General features: G+C 37.5%; 23 protein-coding genes. All 23 read right to left on the bottom strand.

Annotated elements, in window-relative coordinates; all coding sequences use genetic code 11:
* Positions 1–643: 643 nt before the first annotated feature.
* Entirely contained in the window at positions 644–1423 is a 780-nt protein-coding gene (gene codY / locus DF281_RS05420; protein ID WP_109349233.1) for a GTP-sensing pleiotropic transcriptional regulator CodY, read from the bottom strand.
* 83 nt (positions 1424–1506) lie between these two features.
* The gene (gene hslU, locus DF281_RS05415; protein ID WP_109349232.1) at positions 1507–2904 is read right to left on the bottom strand and encodes an ATP-dependent protease ATPase subunit HslU; all 1398 of its coding nucleotides are present in this window, start codon (positions 2902–2904) and stop codon (positions 1507–1509) included.
* Positions 2901–3446 (bottom strand): ATP-dependent protease subunit HslV, encoded by a 546-nt coding sequence (gene hslV / locus DF281_RS05410; protein ID WP_109349231.1) that lies wholly within the window; start codon positions 3444–3446, stop codon positions 2901–2903. The genes hslU and hslV overlap by 4 nt, the downstream gene beginning before the upstream one ends.
* 25 nt (positions 3447–3471) lie before the next feature.
* Positions 3472–4371: a tyrosine recombinase XerC gene (gene xerC / locus DF281_RS05405; protein ID WP_109349230.1), complete on the bottom strand. Its 900-nt coding sequence runs from the start codon at positions 4369–4371 to the stop codon at positions 3472–3474.
* Between the two features lie 268 nt (positions 4372–4639).
* Entirely contained in the window at positions 4640–5950 is a 1311-nt protein-coding gene (gene trmFO / locus DF281_RS05400) for an FADH(2)-oxidizing methylenetetrahydrofolate--tRNA-(uracil(54)-C(5))-methyltransferase TrmFO (RefSeq protein WP_109349229.1), read from the bottom strand.
* 119 nt (positions 5951–6069) lie between these two features.
* A complete protein-coding gene (gene topA, locus DF281_RS05395; RefSeq protein ID WP_109349228.1) occupies positions 6070–8157 on the bottom strand; it encodes a type I DNA topoisomerase in 2088 nt (695 codons plus the stop codon).
* A gap of 95 nt (positions 8158–8252) precedes the next feature.
* Positions 8253–9143, bottom strand: coding sequence for a DNA-processing protein DprA (gene dprA / locus DF281_RS05390; protein WP_109349227.1), 891 nt, complete (start codon positions 9141–9143; stop codon positions 8253–8255).
* 61 nt (positions 9144–9204) lie between these two features.
* Positions 9205–10107 (bottom strand): succinate--CoA ligase subunit alpha, encoded by a 903-nt coding sequence (gene sucD / locus DF281_RS05385; RefSeq protein WP_109349226.1) that lies wholly within the window; start codon positions 10105–10107, stop codon positions 9205–9207.
* 16 nt (positions 10108–10123) lie between these two features.
* On the bottom strand, positions 10124–11284 hold the full coding sequence (gene sucC, locus DF281_RS05380; protein ID WP_109349225.1) for an ADP-forming succinate--CoA ligase subunit beta: 1161 nt from the start codon (positions 11282–11284) through the stop codon (positions 10124–10126).
* Between the two features lie 160 nt (positions 11285–11444).
* Positions 11445–11735 carry an EscU/YscU/HrcU family type III secretion system export apparatus switch protein gene (locus tag DF281_RS05375; RefSeq protein ID WP_109349224.1) on the bottom strand — a complete coding sequence of 97 codons (291 nt, stop codon included), beginning with the start codon at positions 11733–11735 and terminating at the stop codon, positions 11445–11447.
* Positions 11732–13738: a hypothetical protein gene (locus tag DF281_RS05370; protein ID WP_109349223.1), complete on the bottom strand. Its 2007-nt coding sequence runs from the start codon at positions 13736–13738 to the stop codon at positions 11732–11734. Before DF281_RS05370 ends, DF281_RS05375 begins: the two co-directional genes overlap by 4 nt.
* 6 nt (positions 13739–13744) lie before the next feature.
* Positions 13745–14512, bottom strand: coding sequence for a ribonuclease HII (locus DF281_RS05365; RefSeq protein ID WP_109349222.1), 768 nt, complete (start codon positions 14510–14512; stop codon positions 13745–13747).
* A 101-nt stretch (positions 14513–14613) separates the two neighbouring features.
* Positions 14614–15468, bottom strand: a complete 855-nt coding sequence (gene ylqF, locus DF281_RS05360; RefSeq protein WP_109349221.1) for a ribosome biogenesis GTPase YlqF — start codon at positions 15466–15468, stop codon at positions 14614–14616.
* Between the two features lie 17 nt (positions 15469–15485).
* Positions 15486–16052: a signal peptidase I gene (gene lepB, locus DF281_RS05355; protein WP_109349220.1), complete on the bottom strand. Its 567-nt coding sequence runs from the start codon at positions 16050–16052 to the stop codon at positions 15486–15488.
* Between the two features lie 116 nt (positions 16053–16168).
* Positions 16169–16513 (bottom strand): 50S ribosomal protein L19, encoded by a 345-nt coding sequence (rplS, locus tag DF281_RS05350; RefSeq protein ID WP_109349219.1) that lies wholly within the window; start codon positions 16511–16513, stop codon positions 16169–16171.
* A 141-nt stretch (positions 16514–16654) separates the two neighbouring features.
* On the bottom strand, positions 16655–17386 hold the full coding sequence (gene trmD / locus DF281_RS05345; protein ID WP_109349236.1) for a tRNA (guanosine(37)-N1)-methyltransferase TrmD: 732 nt from the start codon (positions 17384–17386) through the stop codon (positions 16655–16657).
* The gene (gene rimM, locus DF281_RS05340; RefSeq protein WP_109349218.1) at positions 17386–17901 is read right to left on the bottom strand and encodes a ribosome maturation factor RimM; all 516 of its coding nucleotides are present in this window, start codon (positions 17899–17901) and stop codon (positions 17386–17388) included. The genes trmD and rimM overlap by 1 nt, the downstream gene beginning before the upstream one ends.
* Before the next feature lie 79 nt (positions 17902–17980).
* Positions 17981–18214: a KH domain-containing protein gene (locus DF281_RS05335; RefSeq protein ID WP_109349217.1), complete on the bottom strand. Its 234-nt coding sequence runs from the start codon at positions 18212–18214 to the stop codon at positions 17981–17983.
* A 32-nt stretch (positions 18215–18246) separates the two neighbouring features.
* Entirely contained in the window at positions 18247–18519 is a 273-nt protein-coding gene (gene rpsP, locus DF281_RS05330; protein WP_109304496.1) for a 30S ribosomal protein S16, read from the bottom strand.
* A 155-nt stretch (positions 18520–18674) separates the two neighbouring features.
* Positions 18675–20030, bottom strand: a complete 1356-nt coding sequence (ffh, locus tag DF281_RS05325) for a signal recognition particle protein (RefSeq protein ID WP_109349216.1) — start codon at positions 20028–20030, stop codon at positions 18675–18677.
* A 14-nt stretch (positions 20031–20044) separates the two neighbouring features.
* Positions 20045–20353: a putative DNA-binding protein gene (locus DF281_RS05320; RefSeq protein WP_232026087.1), complete on the bottom strand. Its 309-nt coding sequence runs from the start codon at positions 20351–20353 to the stop codon at positions 20045–20047.
* Positions 20354–20583: 230 nt separating this feature from the next.
* Complete coding sequence (gene ftsY / locus DF281_RS05315; RefSeq protein ID WP_109349214.1) at positions 20584–21849, bottom strand: signal recognition particle-docking protein FtsY; 1266 nt, start codon at positions 21847–21849, stop codon at positions 20584–20586.
* A gap of 13 nt (positions 21850–21862) precedes the next feature.
* A complete protein-coding gene (gene smc / locus DF281_RS05310; RefSeq protein WP_109349213.1) occupies positions 21863–25423 on the bottom strand; it encodes a chromosome segregation protein SMC in 3561 nt (1186 codons plus the stop codon).
* Between the last annotated feature and the right edge of the window lie 7 nt (positions 25424–25430).

Here is a 25430-nt window from a genome sequence, read left to right as displayed (position 1 = left end):
AAGATGGACAAGTATGGGGAACCTTAGGTAACTCAATATAAAGGGCATACTTTCCCTCAATTTCTTCAATTTTTGTGATTAAAACATCTTTTAAACCTGGCATATTCATGATAGACTTCATATAGCATAGCTCACCTTTCTTTCGCTTATTATTCAGCATTTTAAGTATAAAGGAATTGGTGAAACTGTGCTTTTTTTTGCCATTTTTCACATAGATCAACATTGAAAGAAATAACGAGGACTCCTGCCGAAAAACAAGTGAGAAGCAATCCTTTCTCTTTCTAGCAAAATCACGCTATATGCTATGGGATACTTCAGGTTTTCGGGAGAAAGTGGTGGTGCGCTTACTTTCTCTTCAAACCTTGCTGTACCCTTGCATATGGACAAGCGTGATTTACTTTTCGTTTATTTCCACCTAAAGTGGAAAGAAATAGTGCGGCACTTGTCGGCGGAAAGCATTCGTTCTTTCTGAAAGTTACAACGTGAATTGTTTTAATACCCCAACATATATAATAGAACCGATTTTTAATGAGAAAGCATTAGTTTACAGACATTATTTTACTGAATATTATTTCTAACGATTAACTTAACACAATATAAAAAAGACCTAATCGAATAAGATCGATTAGGTCTTTACATTTAATTAGCGCATTTTAATTTCAGCTAAAGCAGTTAGGAACTTGCTGTTAAGAACTTTGATGTAAGTACCTTTCATTCCTAAAGAACGAGATTCAATTACACCAGCTGATTCTAATTTACGTAGAGCGTTAACGATTACTGAACGTGTGATTCCAACGCGATCAGCGATTTTAGAAGCTACTAGTAAACCTTCAGAACCATCTAATTCTTCAAAGATATGTTCAATTGCTTCTAACTCAGAATAAGATAATGAATTGATTGCCATTTGAACAACAGCTTTTGAACGTGCTTCTTCTTCGATTTCTTCAGCTTTTTCACGAAGAATTTCCATACCTACTACAGTAGCGCCGTATTCAGCAAGGATTAAATCTTCATCTTCAAAGCGGTTGTCGATACGTGCAAGGATTAAAGTACCTAGACGTTCGCCACCACCATTGATTGGAACGATTGTCGTAAGACCATTTTTGTAAAGGTCGCTGTTTTCAACTGGGAATGCGGTATGTTCGTCATCTACACCGATATTCGATACTGTTTCAGTGAAATCATAAAGATTTTTTGTGTATTCTTCTGGGAATTGACGTTCTTCAAACATTTTTGCAGTACGTTCATTCTCGATTTGTTGATTTAATTCGATTCCTAGTAATTTACCTTTGCGGCTTACGATGAATACGTTACTTTCAATAACAGTACCTAACGTAGTTGCCATTTCTTTAAAATTAACTGCCTTACCTGCTGACGCTTGTAACATCGAGTTAATTTTACGGATTTTTGCTAATAATTTCATTTATATATTTCCTCCCATGAATTGACCGCTATTTACGGAATATTCAAAAGTTTTTTAATTGTTTGTATAATTCACATTATAAACTATAAAATAAACTCTGACAAATCTTTGTCCTCAGCAATCTCGCCAAGCTTTTGCTCCACGTATAACGGCGTGATGTCGATATGTGCTGGGGCGATATCTGAAGCTTCGAATGACAGGTCTTCCAGTAGTTTTTCTAAAATGGTATGCAATCTACGCGCACCAATATTATCAGTTTCTTGATTGACTTTATAGGCAATTTCAGCAAGTTTATCGATTGCTTCTTCTGTAAAGTCAATTTCAACACCTTCAGTTTCTAAAAGTGCCTTGTATTGCGTAATTAACGAATGATCTGGTTCTTTTAAAATTCGAACAAAATCTTCTTTCGTTAATTTTTCTAATTCTACACGAATCGGGAATCGTCCTTGAAGCTCAGGGATTAAGTCCGACGGTTTAGACATATGGAATGCTCCAGCTGCGATAAACAACATGAAGTCCGTACGCACACTGCCGTATTTCGTATTTACTGTAGAACCTTCAACGATTGGAAGTATATCACGTTGTACACCTTCACGCGATACACCAGGTCCTCCACCACTATTTCCTTTGACTGCAATTTTATCAATTTCATCAATGAAAATAATGCCTGATTGTTCTGCACGATGCACTGCTTCAGCAGATACTTCGTCTTCATCAATCAATTGATTCGCCTCTTCAATCGTTAATAAACGACGCGCTTCCGTTACATTAACTTTGCGCTTTTTCTTTTGACTCGGCATCATATTCGATAACATATCACCAATATTGTTACCGCCCATATCCATGCCAGGCATTCCCGGCATAGCGCCAAGCATATTCGACGCTTGCTCAGTTAATTCGATCGTCACGATTTCGTCTTCCAGCTTACCTGCTTTTAAATCTTCAGCAACTTGTGAGCGTTTCACACGAATTTGCGGATCTTCTTCAGTCGTTTCCTCTTGCGGTTGTTGACCACCGAATAGCATTTCAAAAGGGTTAGCAGAAGTTGCTTGTTTTTTCTTTTTCAAGCTTGGAACTAATAGTTTAACGATTTTTTCATTCGCTAAAATTTCAGCTTCAACCTTCACTTCTGCGCGCTTTTCTTCTTTTACAAGTCGAATCGCCACTTCTACAAGGTCACGAACCATCGATTCCACATCGCGGCCTACGTAACCAACTTCCGTAAACTTAGTTGCTTCAATTTTCAAAAATGGTGCTTTTACCAATTTTGCAATTCTTCGTGCAATTTCAGTTTTACCTACACCTGTTGGTCCGATCATTAAAATATTTTTCGGAATTACTTCTTCTCGCATTTCTTCAGAAAGCAATTGTCGACGATGACGATTTCTCAAAGCAACTGCAACAGATTTCTTCGCATTCATTTGACCCACAATATAGCGATTTAGATACTCAGTCATTTGTTTTGGTGTTTGTTGTTTCATACGTCTAAGTCCTCCACGATAATATTATGATTTGTAAATACACAAATATCAGCTGCAACATTTAATGAAGCTTCTGCAATTTCTTTTGCAGTCATTTGATCGCCAGAATATTGTTTCAGCGCACGACCTGCAGAAAGTGCATAATTCCCACCTGAACCAATTGCTAAAATACCATCATCTGGTTCAATTACTTCCCCAGAGCCTGATACTAATAGAAGTGTTTCTTTATTCATTACTAAAAGTAAAGCTTCTAGTTTTTGCAACATTTTATCGCCACGCCATTGTTTTGCAACTTCTACGGCAGCACGTTGTAAATTCCCATTATATTCAATTAATTTTCCTTCAAACATTTCAAAAAGTGTGAATGCATCGGCTACAGATCCTGCAAAACCAGCTAATACTTGACCATTGAATAATCGACGTACTTTTTTTGCAGTATGTTTCATTACAACCGAATTTCCTAGCGTTACTTGACCGTCACCAGCCATAGCACTTTGTCCTTTATGTTGAACAGCGAATATCGTTGTCGCATGTAATTCCATACTATTTTCACACTCCTATTTGATTTTATGCTCTCGGATGAGCATTCATATATGTCTTTCGAAGATGTTCATTTGTAATATGTGTGTACACTTGGGTTGATGACAAACTCGCATGGCCAAGTAGTTCTTGGACTGTGCGAAGATCTGCCCCGTTATTTAATAAATGTGTCGCAAAAGTATGGCGAATCATATGCGGATGAATTTTCGCAGTTAAATCACTTTTCTCAACAACATCATTCAAAATATATCGAACACCCCGTGCGGTTAAAGGCAATCCCTTCATATTCACAAACAGCGTTTCATGCTGCTGTTTCTTCATTAAAATAGGACGCGCTTCATTCACATACAGTTCCATCGCTTCATGGGCGAATTGTCCAAATGGAACATATCGTTCTTTTCTCCCTTTCCCCATTACGCGTATTATACTCAGTGAGAAATCGACGTCTTTTAACTCAATCGATACTAATTCACTAACACGTATGCCTGTCGCATATAAAAGTTCTAATAATGCGAGTTCTCGTATCTCTTTAGGTGTTTCCCCTTTATTTGCTTCAAAAAGCACTTTCAATTCTTCCTCATAGAAAAAACGAGGTAGTCTACTTTCCTTTTTCGGATGATACAACGCTTGAAAAGGAGCATCGTCTAACTCAAAATCCCTATTTAAAAAACGGAAGAACGAACGAATAGACGAAATCTTTCGTGAGATTGTCGCCCTTGCCTTTTGCTCATTATATAATTTCGTAACGTACAGTCGAGCGTGCAAGTACTCTACTTCCTCAAGTCGATCGATTCCTTCTTCGCTTAAAAATGCGAAAAATTCTTTCAAATCTTGCTCGTAGGCAGCTGTCGTTAGAACCGAATAGTTTTTCTCCAACTGAACATATGTAATAAATTGTTGGAGTGCTTCATTTTGATTGATGTGCATTTCGGACACCTCTTTATCAACATCTTCAACACTATCTTCTCATGATAAAAAAATAATTGAAAGTCAAAGCACTTCAAAATACATTCACTATGCTAATTTTCTGTAGATTTACGGCATTTACTTCTTTCTGTACTATAATTCACTACTGAAAAAAGTACAACACTCTAAAAAAGTCGCGATAAAAAAAGCCTTACAAAGTATAACAACTTTGCTCGGCTTTATCAAACTTTTTCTCTTACGTACAATTGTCCACCTAAAGAGGACGTTTTTACAATTTTTCGGTAGTAATATATTCAGAAATCGCTTTTAATGCTCTTTCTGCTTGTTTTTCTCCACGCTCTTGTTTTGATTTAAGTTTTACATCAAGTGCAGGGAATAATCCGAAGTTTACGTTCATCGGTTGGAAGTGTTTTGAGTCAGCTTCTGTAATATATCTAGCCATACTTCCTAATGCAGTTTCTGCTGGGAAGATTTTAAGATCTTTCTCCATTGCCATTTGTGCTGCATTAATACCAGCAACTAAACCACTACCTGCAGATTCAACATAACCTTCTACTCCTGTCATTTGACCAGCGAAGAATACATTCGGTTGTGTTTTCAATTGGTATGTTGGTGCTAAAACTTTTGGTGAGTTGATAAATGTATTTCTATGCATTACACCGTATCGTACGATTTCTACGTTTTCAAGACCAGGGATCATTTGGAAGACGCGTTTTTGCTCGCCCCATTTTAAATGCGTTTGGAATCCTACTAAGTTATAAAGTGTTCCAGCCGCATCATCTTGACGTAATTGTACGACTGCATGTGGACGCTTACCTGTTTTAGGATCTTCTAATCCAACTGGTTTCATCGGTCCGAATAACATTGTTTTCGGTCCACGACTTGCCATTACTTCAATCGGCATACAACCTTCGAAATATTTCTCTTTTTCGAATTCTTTAAGAGGTGCTACTTCTGCTTCTACAAGTGCTTGTTGGAATGCGTTAAACTCCTCTTCATTCATCGGACAGTTTAAATATGCAGCTTCGCCTTTATCATAGCGAGATTTTAAGTACACTTTATCCATGTCGATGCTATCTTTTTCGATGATTGGAGCTGCTGCATCATAGAAGTAAAGGTAGTCTAAACCAGTTGCTTCTTGGATTGCTTTTGCTAAATCTGGTGAAGTTAATGGGCCAGTCGCAATAATTGTAATGCCGTCTTTTGGAATTTCAGTCACTTCTTCATGAATGACTTCTACAAGTGGATGATTTTTAACTTTTTCAGTGATGTATCCAGCGAATTCATGACGGTCAACTGCTAAAGCGCCACCTGCTGGTACTGAACAAGCATCTGCCGCTTCAATAATAATTGAATCTAATTGACGCATTTCTTCTTTAATTACGCCTACTGCATTTGTTAAATTATTTGCTCTTAGTGAGTTTGAACATACTAACTCCGCAAATTTATCTGTATGGTGAGCCGGTGTTTGTTTTACTGGGCGCATTTCATAAAGTTTTACTTGGATTCCGCGTTTCGCGATTTGCCATGCAGCTTCACTACCTGCTAAACCTGCACCGATTACATTTACATAAGTCATCTATATTTACCTACTTTCTTGGTTGTTGTTCATTTTTATAGTTCTGAACTATCTTGCATTACTTTAACATAAAAAAAGATATATGAGCTAAAAATCTGCACATATATCTTCTAAAGTCATTATTGAGTTGGTTCTTCTTTGTAATCACAAGATGTACATTGGATTTGAACACCTTTTTTGATTTTCTTCTCAACCAACATTTCATTACATTTTGGACATGGACGGTTAATCGGTTTGTCCCAAGATACGAAATCACAATCAGGGTAACGATTACATCCAAAGAATAGTCGTTTCGTTTTGCTCTTACGCTCAACGATTTCCCCTTCTTTACAAGTTGGGCATTTAACGCCGATTTCCTTGACGATTGCTTTTGTATTACGACATTCTGGGAAGTTACTGCATGCCATGAATTTACCGTATCGACCTAATTTGAATACCATTGGTGCGCCGCAAAGTTCGCAATCTTCACCAGCTGGTTCATCCTTAATCTCTACTTTTTCCATCGCTACTTCTGCGTGTCGTAAGTCTTTTTCGAATTTCTTGTAAAATTCATCGATTAGATCGACCCATTTTTTGTTACCTTCTTCAATTAAGTCAAGATCCTGCTCCATTTTCGCAGTGAATTCAATATTGACGATGTCAGGGAAGAATTCAATTACAAGTGAATGCACGATTTCACCTAATTCAGTTGGCACAAAACGTTTTGTCTCGAGTGTTACATAGCCACGTTTTTGGATTGTATCCAATGTTGGCGCGTATGTTGACGGGCGACCTATACCTAGTTCTTCAAGCGTTTTAACTAAACGTGCCTCTGAGAATCTTGGTGGTGGTTGCGTGAAATGTTGTTTCGGTTCGATTTCAAGACTCTTCACGATATCGCCTTTTTCCATTGTTGGAAGTATGCGATCCTTCGATTTATCCTCTTTATTATCATCAGAACCTTCAATATACACTTTCATGAAACCTGGGAATTTCACTTGAGAACCTGTTGCTCTAAATAAAATGTCGCCATTTTGTAGATCAGCAGTTACTGTATCTAATACTGCTGAAGACATCTGACTGGCGATGAAACGATCCCAAATTAGACGATATAAACGTAATTGATCTCTTGATAGTACCGTTTTCATCGTATCTGGGTGGCGCAATGTAGATGTTGGACGAATTGCTTCATGGGCATCTTGCGCTTTTTCAGATTTCTTCGCTTGTTGTTCAACAGGTGTTGTATATTCTTCACCGTATGTTTCTAAAATGTATTGATGCGCTTCTTTTTTCGCTGTTTCAGAAATACGCGTTGAATCGGTACGCATATACGTAATTAAACCGACGATTCCGCCTGCTTTTTTACCTAAATCAATACCTTCATATAATTGCTGTGCAAGCATCATTGTTTTCTTCGCACGGAAGTTCAATTTACGCGCTGCTTCTTGTTGTAAAGAAGATGTTGTAAATGTTGGTGCTGCATTACGTTTCCGTTCACGTTTTAAAACTTTCGCTACTTCAAAATCTTCACCTTTAATTTGTTTTAAGATGTCTTTAACTTCATTTTCGTTCGTTAATTTAATTTTATCGGAAGTCGTACCATAGAAGCTCGCATCAAATGATTTCTTACCTTTTTCAAAGTTTGCATCAATTGACCAATATTCTTCTGGTTGGAAACTTTTAATTTCGTTTTCGCGGTCAATAATTAGACTTAATGCGATTGATTGTACGCGTCCTGCTGAAAGACCTTTTTTGACTTTCTTCCATAGTAAAGGACTAATATTGTAACCAACTAATCGGTCTAGTATTCTACGCGCTTGTTGAGCATCTACTAAGTCTAAATCGATTGGACGTGGATGCTTAAATGATTCCTTAATGGCATCCTTCGTAATCTCGTTGAAAACTACGCGACAATCCGACTCAATATCGATGTTTAATGCTGTTGCTAAATGCCATGCAATTGCTTCCCCTTCGCGATCGGGATCGGCCGCGAGATAGATTTTTTTTGCTTTTTTGGCAGCGGTTTTTAATTCCTGTAGAACAGGACCTTTACCACGAATCGTTATATAACGAGGTTCATAATTATTTTCAGTATCAATTCCTGTCTGGCTACGCGGTAAATCGCGCACATGACCGATTGATGCTTTTACTTTATACTTTTTACCTAAATATCGCTCGATTGTTTTTGCTTTTGCGGGCGATTCCACTATTACTAAATAATCCGACATGTGTTTTGCCCCCTTGTAGAGGTGAAGTTTCAAATTTTGAAAACAATTACCTGTTGCAAAATGTATAACAGATAATTAAGTTTTGCAACCATTTTTCATAATTGATTCGAAAATCCCTCAGTTTCTTCTATGATTTGATGACCTTCCCAAACTGGCGTTGCACCCTCTAATATCAGCTTATGCGAGCCTTTAGACAAGGGTGAAAAAATGCTGCCAGGAATCGAAAAAATATTTCTTCCGTGATTCAAAGCATAATCAACTGTACTTAAAGTTCCGCTCTTAATTGCCGCTTCTGTTACTAATACAGCTGCGCTAAGACCGCTAATAATTCGATTTCTCATTGGGAAATGCCATTTTTTTGGTGTCATATATGGTGGATATTCTGAAATGATTAATTGATGTTTTTCCATATAACTTTGCAATACTTCATGTTCCCTCGGATAGATATGATCTAAACCACAGCCTAAAACTGCTATAGTTTGCCCTGATAAACGGATTGTCGTCTCGTGAGCCATTTGATCTGCCCCCTTCGCTAAACCGCTTACAATGACAATATCATGTGAAATGAGAGTTGGTAAAATTTCACCTAAGCATTTTTGAGAATAATTGGTAGATTCTCTAGAACCCACTATAGCTATTTTTTTCTTCTTTTGCAATATAGGAATTTTCCCTCGGCAATAAATCACTGCTGGAGGGTCAAATACATCTAATAAAGATTTCGGATATCGTTCATCATAGAATGGGATGGGCGTGATATTTTTTTCGGCATAATATTGTTGCCAATCCGTATGTTGGATTTTTTTGAAATTATTTAAGAGGGAGCTTGCTTTTAGGGTGTTCATCTTTAAAAGTAGAGCAATTTGTGAGGGAGTCATATAGGAGAGATTTTGCAATGTACGATCCACCTGCAATATTGGGGACAATCGGTTAGCAGTGAGTGGCTGTACATAATGGAGCGCAAGTAGATTACTTGTCAGTTCATCCATGGATCTTCCTCCTTTATGAAAAAAAGTGAGTACCAGGTAAAACCTGGTACCCACTTCTATTTTAATGCGTTTTACATTTCTCGTACAAGCCTTTTTCTTTAATTACTTTAATAAATGTTTCACCGATTACAGCTGGTGTGTCTGCAACTTCGATTCCAGCAGCATTTAGCGCTTTAATCTTGTCAGCAGCAGTACCTTTACCACCTGAGATGATTGCACCTGCGTGACCCATACGTTTCCCTGGAGGAGCCGTTTGACCACCGATGAATCCAACTACTGGTTTCGTCATATGGTTTTTCACGAATTCAGCTGCTTCTTCCTCTGCAGTTCCTCCGATTTCACCAATCATCACTACACCGTAAGTTTCTGGATCTTCTTCGAACGCTTTTAATACGTCTACGAAGTTTGTTCCGTTTACTGGGTCTCCACCGATACCAACTGCAGTCGTTTGACCGATTCCAGCTTCAGATAATTGGTGAACTGCCTCATAAGTTAATGTACCTGAACGAGATACAACTCCTACATGGCCTTTTTTATGAATATATCCTGGCATAATACCAATTTTACATTCATCTGCAGTAATAACACCTGGGCAGTTAGGACCGATTAAACGAGTCTTCTTACCTTCCATATAACGTTTCACTTTTACCATATCAATTACAGGGATATGTTCAGTAATACAAATGACCATATCTAATTCAGCATCTACTGCTTCTAAAATCGCATCTGCTGCGAATGGAGCTGGTACGTAAATTACTGAAACATTTGCACCTGTTTCTTTTACTGCATCTTCAACAGTATTGAAAACTGGTACGCCTTCAACTGAAGAACCCGCTTTACCTGGAGTTACACCTGCAACAATTTTTGTTCCATATTCAAGCATTTGCGTTGTATGGAAAAGAGCTGTTGAGCCTGTAATTCCTTGAACTAGCACTTTTGTATCTTTATTAATAAAAATAGCCATTTTTAGTCCGCCTCTCTTATCCAACAAGTTTTACGATTTTTTCTGCGCCATCAGCAAGTGATGAAGCTGCAGTAATATTTAATCCTGATTCATTCAAGATTTCTTTCCCACGCTCTACGTTTGTACCTTCTAAACGTACTACTAGTGGTACTTGTAAACCTAGCTCAGATGCTGCTTTAACAACACCTTCTGCGATAATGTCACACTTCATAATACCGCCGAAAATGTTGACGAAAATACCTTTTACATGATGGTCTGAAAGGATGATTTTGAATGCTTCTTTTACTTTTTCAGCTGAAGCACCGCCCCCAACATCCAGGAAGTTAGCGGGTGAACCGCCGTAGTAACTGATCGTATCCATTGTCGCCATCGCTAATCCTGCACCATTTACCATACAACCGATGTTACCATCTAAAGCTATGTAGCTTAGGTCATATTTAGAAGCTGCAATCTCTTTTTCGTCTTCTTCATTGAAGTCACGTAATTCCACGATGTCTTTATGACGGTATAATGCGTTGCCATCGAAATTGAATTTAGCATCTAATGCCATTACTTCATCATCGCCAGTAACCGCAAGTGGGTTAATTTCAACGATTGAAGCATCTTTGTCGATGAAAGCTTCGTAAATACCTAACATTAGTTTTACTGCTTTATTAATTAAATGTTTTGGAATATTAATATTGAACGCTAGACGACGTGCTTGGAATCCTGTTAATCCTACAACTGGATCAATAACCTCAGTGAAGATTTTTTCAGGCGTTTCTTCTGCAACTTCCTCAATGTTCATACCGCCTTCTTCAGAACCCATTAAAGTGACTCTTGAAGTATCACGGTCTACTAATAGACTTAAATAATATTCTTTTTTAATATCTGATCCTTGTTCTACGTAAAGACGTTTAATTTCTTTACCTTCTGGACCAGTTTGGTGAGTTACTAGTACCTTACCTAGTAATTCTTTTGCGTAGGCACGTACTTCTTCCAAGTTGCGAGCGATTTTAACACCGCCTGCTTTACCTCGGCCCCCTGCGTGGATCTGCGCTTTTACGACAACAACCTCTGAATTTAATTCTTTCGCAGCATTAACTGCTTCTTCTGGAGAGAAAGCTACACTACCTTTTGGAACTGCCACCCCATACTGGCGAAGAATTTCTTTACCTTGATACTCATGGATATTCATCAAATTGCCTCCCATCTCAATTGTAAAGCATTACTACTTCTATTCCATTGTATTAAATTTACAGAAAGTTGTCTACAGTCTAACTTATACTAAAATATTAATCGAAAGTACTTTTTTTCTCTCTTTCACGACAAAAAGGCAGTGAAATTCTTGGTGAATTTCACTGCCTTTTTTGTTTAACTTTTCCGTGATTTTTATCTAATTGATAGATAAATGCGAATACTTCGGCAACTGCCTGGTATAGTTCCTCAGGAATCGATTCATTGACATTTATCTGTCCTAATAGCTGTACTAAATTAGAATCTTCCTGAATCGGAATATCATTTTCTTTCGCTCTGGACAAAATATTCTCGGCTACAAGCCCTTTTCCTTTTGCTAGAACTTTTGGAGCATCGGACTCAGTCGGATTGAAGGAGAGAGCAACAGCTTCTGTTCTTTTTTCATTGTTCATATTCTAAAATCCAGCCCTCCGTCTTTTGCATTAGCTTTTTTCTCTACCTGTTGTTTAACAGAATCAGTTTGTTGAGCAAATTTTTTGAAGAACACCCCTGATAACTGATAGTCATGTTTCTCTAAATTAACTTTTAATACTTCTTTTAAGGGAGAAATTAGCTCCTTTATGCCATTTTCTTCTGTGAAAATATTTAGGTTTACTACCCTACTCTGTACCTGCATATCTATGACAGTTTCATGTAGGTTTTCAAGCTGTAAGTAAAACATTATTCGTGCAAAATTTGAATCTATTTTCCCATTTTTATTTTTATTTCCTGTCCATTGTAACGTCGCTTCTGTCCGTTTTCCCAAAAATTGTAACGGAACTTGCATGATTATTTGTTGCTGAGGACCATTTTCAGCAGATAAAAGTTGCTGACCATTCATTCGAGCGATAAATTGTTCCGCCATTCCTTTAGTCGCCGATGAAGATTGATCTTGAATAACTGCATGCATTAATGATTTTAATGAATCTGCTAATTTATTCTGGGTTGGATCTTGTGCAATTTGTGCTTCCAAACTTAATCCTAATGATTGCAATGTATTTTTAATTGCTGCATGGACAGAATTTCCTGTTAATTGTTGCAGTTGCTGCATTTCGATTTGTTGTACGACTTGTTGCAGTTGTGGTGATGCTGACTTTTGAAATGCTGTCGTTAATTGTTGGAATAATTTTGACTGCTCATCTCCTGAAACCCCTAGAAGTTGACCTATTTGAGCCATTGCTTGAGTTGAGCCAGTTCGTCCAACTTGTTCGCTAAAAGCTGTTAGCGTAGCTTGAAATGCCGTTTTCACGCTGTTCTCATTAACTTGACCTAACTGGTGTATGATATTTTGCTTTTGGGGCAGCGTTAATTCATCGGAAGCGGCAATTTTCGTTGCTAATTGTTGAATAATCGCTTTTTCATTTTGGCCTCTTGTTTTCAGTTGAGCAAAAAGTTGAGCAATTGAATCCTTCGTTTGACCCAATTGAGTTGTTACTTCTTGGATTAATTGCGTCTGGTGTGCAACAGTTGGCGCTAAAGTCATGCGAGTAATCGCTTGTTGAATACTTTTTGAAGATTCTGGCGATAAATTAGGATGTTGAATAATTTGCTGGGATAGATTTTGTAACGTTGATTTAGAAGTTAAATTCTGTGTAAGTAACTGCTTAATGGAATCGTTCAAATCCGGCTTCATTTGTGCAAAAATTTGATTCGATAAACTTTGATTGTTTTGTTTTTGCAAAATACCAACCTGCTGCATTATTTGCTGTACTTCACTACTGCTTCCTACCTTTGCCTGCAAGATCTTCCCTAGCAATGCCATACCAGTCTGCTCACTTAAAGGCGCTTGCAATTTCGCTAACTGTGCTAGTACTTGTGCCTTTAATGCAGGGGGCATCGATTGATCTGCTCGAATGGTAGCTTCAATCGTTGAAAGCAAATTCAACATGCCATCTTTTTTCCCACCTTGAATGACCGCTTGGACAGTATCAGTAGTAATCGGTAGCTTCAATTCGATAATTTTTTGTAATGCCTCAATCGTCTGTGCTCTTTCTCCACCTTTAACTCCTTTTAACATTTGTTCAGCAGCCATCAGTTGTTCTTTATTAAATGGAATTTCATTTTTTATAAGTTGGGATACGAGTTGCTGCATTTCTTTACTTTGAGGGATTTTCATTGTATCTAACAACTGCTTCGTTTGTTCAGCTACTGAGCTTCTTGCATCGATTGGACCGCTAACCATTTTCAAAGTTAATTCAGGTTCTGTCGCTGAAACTTGAAAGAAATGTGTATTTCCTGCTTGCATGGAAGTTTCCAATTTAGCCATCATTTTTTGACCGCCAATTGTAATTTCAGCTTGTTGATCAGGATATAATTTATTAATTTTGCCATGCAACACTTGCCCTTGTTGAATAACTAAAGGTTGCTTCGATTGATTATTTTGAGTTTGCCCTAAGTTCACACCTGATAAATTCAACTGTGATCACTCCTTTGAGATGATAGTTTTGATTGGTTCAAATGTTTTTCGATGAATAGGTGTAATGCCTAATGTATCGATTGCTTCTAAATGTTGTTTTGTACCGTAACCTGCATGTTTTGCAAAACCATATCCGGGATATTTTTCATCCATTTCTTCCATATAGTGATCTCGAGCAGTTTTCGCTAGAATTGAAGCTGCTGCAATTGCTAAACTTTTCGCATCACCTTTAATAACGGATTGCTGTGGGATTTCTACATCTAATGTCATCGCATCCGCTAACACAAAATCCGGTTTAATCGACAAGTTTTCGATTGCTTCTTTCATCGAACGTCTTGTCGCTTCGTATATATTGAAAGTATCAATCGCTTCCTCTGATTGAAAATGAATTGTGCTCGCAAGCGCGTGTTTTTGTACAAGCGCCATAAATGCTTCTCGCTTTTCACTTGATAATTGTTTAGAATCATTCAACCCCATTAATTCAGGGCAGTTTTCAGGCAAAATTACTGCTGCAGTAACGACTGGACCAGCTAATGGACCTCTACCCGCTTCATCAGTACCAGCAATATATGAACCATTTATACGGAATTCAGCATCAAAAGCTTCCTTCGCTTCATGTTCTTGGCGAATCTTTTGGCGTTTCTCAAATTGACGTTGCCATGTTTTTAATGCTTTTTGAACACCGTCACGTTCATCCTTTTGGATATCGTCCATCCAATCTTGCCAATTTTCTTCTTTATTTAATGCTTCTTTAATTTCTTTAATTGTCGTCATATTTATTCCCTCACATCATTGTATTTATCGGTTAATTTCACGTTATTTACATAAAAAACTGTCCATTCGATTTTATCATATCGAATGAACAGTTTTTGTTTTTATTCGTAATCTTCTACAAAGTCGAAAGTTAATGTCCCTAAATATTCATTACGAATATCTCGGATAATTAGTTCGGATACTTGATCATAATCAATCTCGCCACCAGCTGCTTTTACATTACGTAGTTTACCAATATGGTTATATGTTTCAACTACTTCTTCAGCTACTTCTGTAATTTTATAACGTTCTTCTAATCGTTTTGGATAATGTTTCGCTAAAAAGTTTAAACCATAAATCGCCAAATCATCCATATTCATAATTGTATCTTTAATTGCACCTGTCACTGCTAATTTATAGCCGACTTCTTGATCCTCGAATTTAGGCCAAAGAATACCTGGTGTGTCTAGTAACTCTAATTCTTTCTCCACTTTAATCCATTGTTGAGAACGTGTAATACCAGGTGTATTTCCTGTACGTGCAACATTTTTCTTCGCTAATCGGTTAATCATTGTCGATTTCCCAACGTTTGGAATGCCGACGATCATCGCACGAATCGCACGAGTTTTTAAACCTTTCGCGCGCATACGATCCCACTTAGGCTTTAATACTTCCTCAGCTGCTTTCGTTACACGCTTTAAACCTTTAGAATCTAAAGAGTTTACTGCAACTGCGTGATGACCTTTTTCTTTGAAATACTCGATCCAACGCTTTGTTTGAGTTTCATCAGCCATATCCGCTTTGTTTAAAATTAATAATCTTGTTTTTTGGTGGATGATATCATCTAACATTGGATTACGTGAAGACATTGGTAGTCTTGCATCAATTAATTCAAATACGATATCTACTAGTTTTAAGTTTTCCGTTACTTGTCGGCGGGCTTTCGCCATATGCCCTGGAAACCATTGAATTGTCATACTCTCACTCCTACAATCTATTTCACTACACCAAATTGATTAAGTGGCCAAAAGACGATATTTGTCTTCCCTAAAATTTTATCTTCAGGAATTAATCCGATATGTCGACTATCTTTACTATTTCTACGATTGTCGCCCATCACAAATACATAGCCTTTTGGAACTTTTTCACGTTGTGTGTAATCTTTTAGTTTAAAGTCTTCCGTTAATGTACCACCATCTTGAATGGCCGATTTATATGGTTTTAAATAAGGTTCTTCGATCATTTTTCCGTTACGATAAAGAACATCATTTTTATATTCAATCGTATCACCTGCAATGCCAATGACACGCTTTATATAATCTTTCTTTTCAGGAGCATGGAAAACGACAATATCTTCATAATGAATGTCAGCAACTTTATATGAAACTTTGTTTACAACCATTCGATCGCCACTTTGTAATGTTGGCATCATCGATTCTCCATCAACGACGATTGGTGTGAATAAGACGTATCGAATAAACGCTGCGAGTGCGAATGCAATTACGAGTGCTTTCGACCATTCCCAAAGTTCACTTTTTACTTTATTTCTTCTCGTATCCATAACGTGCCTCCTCCTACAATCTATTACTATTGTACAAGGATTTCTATATACAGGCAAAAAGAAAAGCACTATCCAAAATAAATAGCTTGGATAGTGCTTTCTTAAACAACTCGAAATTAACGAATTTCTTTAATACGAGCAGCTTTACCACGTAGGTTACGTAGGTAGTATAGTTTCGCACGACGTACTTTACCACGACGAGTAACTGTTAAGCTAGCAATTTTTGGAGTGTGTACAGGGAATGTACGTTCAACACCAACGCCGTAAGAAATTTTACGCACTGTGAAAGTTTCGCTTACACCGCCACCGCGACGTTTGATTACAACGCCTTCGTATTTTTGGATACGTTCGCGCGTACCCTCTACGATTTTAACGTCGATACTAACAGTATCTCCGGCACGGAATGATGGTAAGTCTGTGCGTAATTGATCTTTAGTGATTTCTGTAATAATGTTTGACATTTTATTCTCTCCTCGGAAGACACTCATGCAGGTCTCAATTGGTTGCTGCAGCGGAATATCATAATACGGCATCTCTATAGGAAATGCATTTTAAATATTATCATACTTCTGAAAGCCACGCAAGTTAATTTACTTTACATACTACTTCGAGCGTTTTAACTTCTGTAAATACGCTTTTTGTTCTTTTGTAAGTTCAATTCTCTCTAATAAATCAGGGCGTCTTTCATACGTACGTTTTATCGTTTGTTCCATACGCCATTGCTCAATCTTCGCATGATTTCCTGACATTAATACATCAGGAACTTTCATCCCTTTATAATCAGCGGGGCGTGTATAGTGTGGATGCTCTAATAAACCTGTTGAGAACGAATCATTGACGTGTGAAGCCTCTTGACCTAAAACACCTGGTAAAAGGCGTACAACGCTATCTACAACCGTCATAGCGGCTAATTCGCCACCTGTTAATACAAAGTCGCCGATTGAAATTTCATCCGTAACTAAAAATTCACGAATTCTTTCATCGTAACCTTCGTAATGACCACATAAGAAAATTAAATCTTCTTCCTGCGCTAATTCTTCGGCTTTCTTTTGATCGTAACGCTCCCCTTGTGGACACATTAAAATGATTCTAGGCTTTTTACCTTGCGCGACTAATTCCTCTACAGCATTGAAAAGTGGCTCTGGTTTTAAAACCATCCCGGCTCCTCCGCCATAAGGGTAGTCGTCGACTTGATTATGTTTATTTTCAGAGTATGCTCGGAAATCTGTTACTTCCATTTTTACAGCGCCTTTTTCTTGCGCTTTCTTCATAATAGAAGAACCGAAAACACCTTCGAACATATCTGGGAAAAGTGATAGCACTTGAATATTCATCATGATAGAAGACCATCCATTAGTTCAATCGTGATGCGTTTTTCTTCTACATCTACTTCTTTCACTACTTCCATGATGACTGGGATGTAATGCATTTTGCCATTTACACCTTTGATTGTCCAAACATCGTTAGCGCCTGTTTGGAGAATATCTGTGATTTCACCAAGTTCATTACCTTCATCGTCGAATACATTACATCCAACGATTTCGTGGTAATAGAAATCTTCATCGCCAAGTTCGCCTAAATATTTTTCATGGATTTTTAACACAGTCCCTTTAAACTTCTCAACATCTTGGATAAACGGATATCCTTCAAATTTTAAAAGAATAAAGTTTTTGTGTTTTCTAGATGATGCCACTTTTACTAAAGTTGGCTTTTTTTCACCTGGAGCAAAAATCGCTAATTCAGTTCCTACTGCGTACCGTTCTTCTGGAAAATCGGTTTGAGAGATGACACGCACCTCACCTACGATTCCATGTGTGTTTACAATTTTACCTACGTTATACCATTCCATTAAAAAACACCTCTTTTTTCATACAATTTTACATTTATTTAAACAAAAAAGGAAGGAACATAAGCTCCCTCCTTCTTCGCTAATCTAGAATATCGACATAAGCCTTCTTCATACGGTGACTACTTGCGGCCGAATAAACAATTGCGCGTATCGCTTTCGCAACACTGCCTTGCTTGCCAATGACCTTTCCGATATCACGAGGATCTACAGAAAGTTTATAGACAATTCGATTCGCACTTTCATCAGTTGTTACACTAATTTCATTTGGAAAATCGACTAAAGGTTCGACGATTGTTTTGATCAGTTGTTCCACAAATGTCACCCCCGATTATTTAAAAGGTAATATTAGTTACCTTTTTTTGAGTTATGGAATTTTTCCATGATACCTTGTTTTGAGAACAAGTTACGTACTGTATCTGATGGTTTCGCGCCATTACCTAACCAAGCTAATGCTTTAGCTTCGTCAATTTTAACTTCTTCAGGAGAAGTTAATGGGTTGAATGTACCGATTGTTTCGATTGAACGACCGTCACGTGGTGAACGTGAGTCAGCAACTACGATACGGTAGAATGGAGCTTTGTTAGCACCAATACGTTTTAAACGAATTTTAACTGCCATGTTTATTTGCACCTCCGAATATTGTTTTACACAAGATAGTATAATATCAAGCTTTCGATTGTTTGTAAAGTGTTTATTCTTAACACACATTATTTTACCTTAATTCCAGAAGGATTACAAGGGGTTGTAAAGTATTTTTTCTTAACAGTCGAATTTTACTTAAATAATGAGTCCATTCCAGGGAATTTCATCTTCTTTTTACCTTTTGGAGACATACCTGTCATCTGTTTCATCATTTTTTTCATGTCATCGAATTGTTTGATCAGACGGTTTACTTCTTGTACTGAACAACCAGATCCTTTAGAAATACGCTTTTTACGGCTCGCATTAATAATTTCAGGATTTGTTTTCTCTGCAATTGTCATCGATTGAATAATTGCTTCGATATGATCGATTTGTTTATCATCGAAATTGATGTTATCCAAACCTTTCATTTTATTGACACCTGGAATCATTTTCAAAATATCCTCTAATGGTCCCATTTTTTTCACTTGAGCCATTTGTTCTAAGAAATCATCAAATGTGAAAGTTTGTGTTTTGAATTTTTCTTCTAATTCTTTTGCTTTCTCTTCATCTACTTCAGATTGCGCTTTTTCAATTAATGAAAGAACATCACCCATACCTAGAATTCGAGAAGCCATACGTTCTGGATGGAATGGTTCAAGTGCATCCATTTTTTCACCCATACCGACAAATTTAATTGGTTTTTCTGTAACAGCACGGATTGAAAGCGCCGCACCACCACGAGTATCACCATCTAATTTTGTTAAAACAACGCCCGTAATACCGACAGCCTCATTAAAGCTGTTAGCGACGTTTACAGCGTCTTGACCTGTCATAGCATCTACAACTAGGAAAACTTCATCCGGCTCTTTTAACGCACGAATATCCTTTAATTCTTGCATTAAAGTCTCATCGATATGTAAACGACCGGCAGTATCGATAATAACAACATCCAAATGTTCCGCTTTTGCGTGTTCAATCGCTTCACGAGCAATTTCAATCGGCGATACATCTGTGCCTTTTTCGAATACTGGAATACCTAGTTGTTTGCCAAGTGTTTCAAGTTGTTTTACTGCTGCTGGACGATAGACATCGGCTGCAACTAGCAATGGATTCTTATTGTATTTCTTACGTAGTACATTGGCTAACTTACCTGTAGTGGTCGTTTTACCCGCACCTTGTAAACCTACCATCATAATTACTGTCGGTGGTTTCGTCGCGAATTTAATCGGACTTTGCTCGCCACCCATAAGGTTTGTTAACTCGTCTTGTACGATTTTAATGACCTGTTGTCCAGGTGTTAAACTCTTCATTACATCTTGTCCAACCGCTCGCTCGCTTACAGTTTTAACAAATTGCTTTACTACTTTTAAGTTTACATCGGCCTCGATTAATGCAAATCGAACTTCACGCATCATCTCTTTAACGTCTTGTTCACCGATTTTACCTTTACCTTTAATCTTTTGAATCGTACTTTGGAGTCGCTCTGATAATCCTTCAAAAGCCATAATTGTCGTCCTCCCTACTCTTGCTTCAACAGTTCAATCAGAGGAATAAGATCTTCCTTCGATGATTGTTCATCGTTTAAGCATGATAGTAATTTGTTTGTAATTTCTTGTCTATTTTTAAATTTCTGGAATAGTTGTAGTTTATCTTCATATTCCTCCAGCATCGCTTCAGTTCTTCGGATATTATCATAGACAGCTTGACGAGATACTTCATATGACTCTCCAATTTCGCCTAGTGATAGATCATCCAAATAATAAAGCTGCATATAACTGCGCTGTTTATCGGTTAATAATGCTTGATAAAAGTCAAAAAGAAAATTCATACGCGTTGTTTTTTCTAATAGCACTTTAACCACTCCTTCTCACATTCATTTTATCATGTGACGTGATATTTATACATTCGTAGACATATTCTTTTGTATATTAATGAAAATACATATTTCTGTCAAGTAAAATTACTTGTCTAAAAACGAGAGAATGCTGTCATATCAAGCTTTTCACATAGAAAACAGCCTAGCAAATAATCGCCAGGCTGCTTCATCAATCGATTGAATTAATCTTCTAATTCTTCTTTTTCAAGTTGTTCATCTAATGCGTCTGCGAATAATCCATAAACATAGCGTTCGGCATCAAATGGTTGTAAATCATCCATTTGCTCACCAAGACCGACAAATTTCACAGGAATATGCAGTTTATTGCGGATTGCAATGACAATTCCGCCTTTTGCAGTACCGTCTAATTTCGTTAAGACAATACCTGTGACATTTGTTGCTTCTTTAAAAGTTTGAGCTTGTACAAGTGCATTTTGACCTGTTGTAGCATCAAGCGCAAGCAATACTTCATGTGGAGCATTTGGTACTTCGCGTGAAATAATGCGATTTACTTTTTCAAGTTCTTTCATTAAGTTTACTTTATTTTGAAGACGGCCAGCTGTATCACAAATTAACACATCTACCCCACGATTTTTAGCCGCATGAACAGCGTCATACATAACTGCTGCAGGATCTGAACCTTCAGACTGCTTGATGACTTCGACGCCAACACGGTCGCCCCATACTTGAAGTTGATCAATTGCACCTGCACGGAATGTATCACCCGCCGCAAGCATTACTGAACGTCCTTCAGATTTAAGGCGATGCGCCAATTTACCAATTGTCGTCGTTTTACCAACACCATTTACACCGACGAATAAAATAACCGTTAATTCGCCTTTTGGTTGTAGATTTAATTCGATTGAATCTTCTCCAGCTTTTTCATAAATCTCCACTAATTTTTCAGAGATTAATGCTTGAATGCCGTCCGTCGATTTAATATTTTTCTTTTGTACTTCATAACGAAGCACTTCGATTAATTCCATAACCGTTTCAAAACCAACATCCGCTTGTAAAAGAACTTCTTCTAATTCTTCAAAGAAATCTTCGTCTACTGTACGGTAACGCGCAACAAGGTCATTTACTTTAGAAGTGAATGAATCGCGTGTTTTTGAAAGACCTGTTTTGAATTTTTCAGTGATTGAAAATGCTGATTTGAACCAACCTTTTTGTTCTTCTTGCTCAACTGGTTGTTCTACTTCTACTTCTGCAACTTCATTTTTCACTTCTTCGATTACTTCTTCAACAGGCTCTTCTTTTGGTTGTTCGATTACTGGCTCTGGCTTCACTTCTTCCACAACTTCTTCAACCGTTGCTTCTACTTCTGGTAAAGCCTTTTGAGGTTCTTCCTCTTGGACAGGAACCTCTTGTTCAGTTACTTCTACAACAGGTTCTTCCTTCGCAGGTCCACCCATTAATTTTTCTTTCATACGCTTTAAAAAACTCATTTAATTCGCTCCTTTAGGACATTGTTTCTTGTTCTAATTTAACGGATACAAGTTTCGAAACGCCTTGTTCCTGCATTGTAATCCCGTAAAGAACATCTGCACCTTCCATCGTCACTTTTTTATGTGTAATAACGATGAATTGTGTTTCTTCACTAAATTTCTTCAAGTATTGACTATAACGCGCTACGTTTGCCTCATCTAATGCGGCTTCTACTTCATCTAGAATACAGAATGGCACTGGTCGTGTTTTCAAGATTGCAAACAACAGCGCAATCGCAGTGAATGCACGTTCGCCACCTGATAGCAACGCTAAGTTTTGTAGCTTCTTACCTGGTGGTTGTGCGACAATTTCAATACCTGATTCCAATAAATTATCTGGATCTAGTAATACTAAGTCTGCTTTACCGCCACCAAATAATTCTTTAAATACTTCTTGGAAATGCGCACGAATTTGTTTGAACGTCGTACCGAATCGATGCGTCATTTCTACATCCATCTCACGAATTGCTTCATGTAAAGTATCTTTTGCTTCCAATAAATCTGTACGTTGCGTCGATAGGAACTCATGGCGCTCCGCAACAGTTTCATATTCTTCAATCGCAGACACATTGACATCGCCTAATTCTTTGATCGATTGAGAAAGTAGTCCAACTTTTCTACGAGCTGTTTCTAAATCAACTTCTAAAGCTGGTTCTAACTGTGCTGCTTCAAATGTTAATTCGTAGTTTTGCATCAATTGTTCCACACTATTTTCACGTTGTACTTCGAATTTACCGATTTTCACTTTCGTAGCTGTTTGAGCTTCGACTAAATTGCGATGAACGCGCTGTAATTCTTTCAATTGCTCTGTTTCTGTATCCAATTGACCTTGTAGTGTTGCACGTTTTTCGACATTATTTTTGATTAAAGTTTCTAAATTTTGTTTTTCTACAAGTTGCGTAGCGATTTTCGCTTGGAAATCTTCCACCGTCATATCATTCGGTAATTCACCATTTGTGACGAAATCAATTTCACGGCGTAAGTGAGCCACTTCTTGTGCTGCTTTTTCGAAATGGCCACGCGTTTCTTCTGTAGAAATTTGAATCGATTCAAACTTACCGGCAGCTTGTGCGCTACTTTCCCGCTTATTCGCCAGTTCATTCATCAATTCATCTCTCGCTGATTCAGATTGCAGTTTCAATTCATTTAATTTAGTTACTTCTAAATCTACATTCGTAATTTGCTCATTCAACTGGATTAATGTTGCTTTTAAACCTTCTTGTTTTAAAACTAATTCAGAATGTCTTGAAGTCGCATCTTGTTGCTCTGATCCGTAAATTGATAAACTTTGTTGCGTCATAGAAATATTTGATTTAAAAGTACGATACTGTTCTTCTAATTCAAGTTCTTTTTTGCGTAATTGTTCACCGTGATCTCGCTGAACTTCTAAAAGACCAGCAGATGAAATAGATTTCGATTCCCATTCAGCAACGATTTTCTCTGCTTTTTGAACCGCTTCATTAATCATCTTCAGCTTATCTTCTAATGTTTCTAATTCAGCTTTACGGTTGAACACTGTGCTTTGTTGCTTATTCGCACCGCCACCAGTCATTGAACCACCGGCATTCACGACATCACCATCCACCGTTACAACACGGTAACGATAATTGACGAACTTCGCAATTTGCGTAGCGCCATCAAGATCTTTCGCAATAATAATATGCCCTAGTAAATGCTCGGCGATTGTACGGAACTTCTCATCAAATGTAACGATTTCATCTGCTGTATTCACAAACGCTGGATGATCGACAGCTGATTGAATCGTATGACGAGAAATTTTACGCGATTTCATAATATTCATCGGTAAGAAAGTCGCTCTACCTGCTTGTTTCTGTTTAAGGAAACGAATAGCCGATTTCGCTTCTTGATCTGTATCCATGACAATATGCTGTGTCGCTGCGCCTAAAGCTGTTTCAATCGCTTTAGAATACTCTCCATCCACTTGAATCAGTTCTGCTACAGCACCGTGAACTCCGCTTAATTGGTTGTTCTCACGCGCTTTTAAGACAGCTTTTACACCTTGATAGAATCCAGCAAAATCTGCTTCAAGCTCTGCCAAAGTATCACGTCTTGAGCGTAATTGTTCCAGCTCACGATAGCCTTCATATAAAAGTTTACGCTTTTCTTCATATTGCGCTTTTTCATGCTTCAAGTTTTTTTGAGTCGCTTCATAATCTTGTAATTGTTCAGCTAATTCTTTTTTGACAGCATTTAATAAAGGCTCAATCGTCGCCAATTGCTCCTTCGCAACATCTAAATCAGATTGTAAGACAGTCGATTTAGTCGTCATGCGCTCATCAGATTGTAATTGTTGATTAATCTGTAGTTCGATACTCGTTAATTCATTATTCATTGCCGCTTTTTGACTTAGAAGGTCAATGTATGTACTCTTCTTATCTTCAATATCTGCATTCAATTCATCTGTAGAGCGATTCAAACTATTTTCTAACTGTTTTACTTCTTGTCGAAGAACAGTTAATTTATTTTTTGCATCCGTATGCTTTAACTCTTTTTCAAGTAGCGTTTTCTGCCAACTCTCTTTATGTTCAATCGCTTGTTGTAAAGAGGCTTTTAATTTCGCTAATTGTTCAGAAGCATTCTTTTGCTTTTCAGCAAATAGCTTTTGATCACCTTGTAATCGTACATAATCTTCACCAACTTGAACGGCACGTTGCTGATCTAAATCAATCGAAACATTCAATTGCATTAAAGTATCTTTCACATTCGAAAGATTCACTTCTGCTCGTTGGATTTCATGAAGTTGCTGTTGTTCATTTTTATCAAGTCCTTGCTTGTTTTGAAGAAGTTCTTGTAATTGTTCGTCAATCGATTCAATATCATGAATTAACACGCCAATATCAAATTCACGTAACGTCGATTTCATTTCTAAATAGTCTTTTGCAGCAGATGCTTGAATTTGAAGTGGTTCAATTCGTTCGTCTAATTCATGCAAAATATCTAGCACACGGTGTAAATTATCATCCGTTTCGAAAAGCTTATGTTCCGCTTTTTTACGGCGTTTTTTATATTTCAAAACACCTGCAGCTTCTTCGAAAATCGCACGACGATCATCCGGTTTACTATTTAAAATTTCATCTACTCTACCTTGTGAAATTATAGAGAAGGCCTCTTTCCCTAAACCTGAATCTAGAAAGAGGTCTGTAATGTCTTTTAAGCGACATGCTTGTTTATTCAATAAATATTCACTTTCACCAGAACGATAGACACGACGCGTAACGCTTACTTCATTGTATGGAATTGGTAAGCGCTCATCCTCGTTATCTAATACAAGAGATACTTCTGCAAAATTAAGCGGTTTTCGTGATTCACTACCTGCAAAAATAACATCTTCCATTTTTGCGCCACGTAATGATTTAGCGGATTGTTCACCTAACACCCAACGAATAGCATCCGTTACATTACTTTTGCCGCTACCATTCGGTCCAACAACTGCTGTAACACCTGAAACGAAATCAATGCCAACTCGTTCAGCGAAAGATTTGAAACCAATCACTTCTAGCCGTTTAAGATACAAAATTCAT

It is taken from the genome of Kurthia zopfii, assembly GCF_003143955.1.
In the GTDB taxonomy this organism is placed as follows: domain Bacteria; phylum Bacillota; class Bacilli; order Bacillales_A; family Planococcaceae; genus Kurthia; species Kurthia zopfii.
The sequence above is the reverse complement of the archived record's forward strand: the minus strand, read 5'-3'. Positions and strand labels throughout refer to the sequence as shown.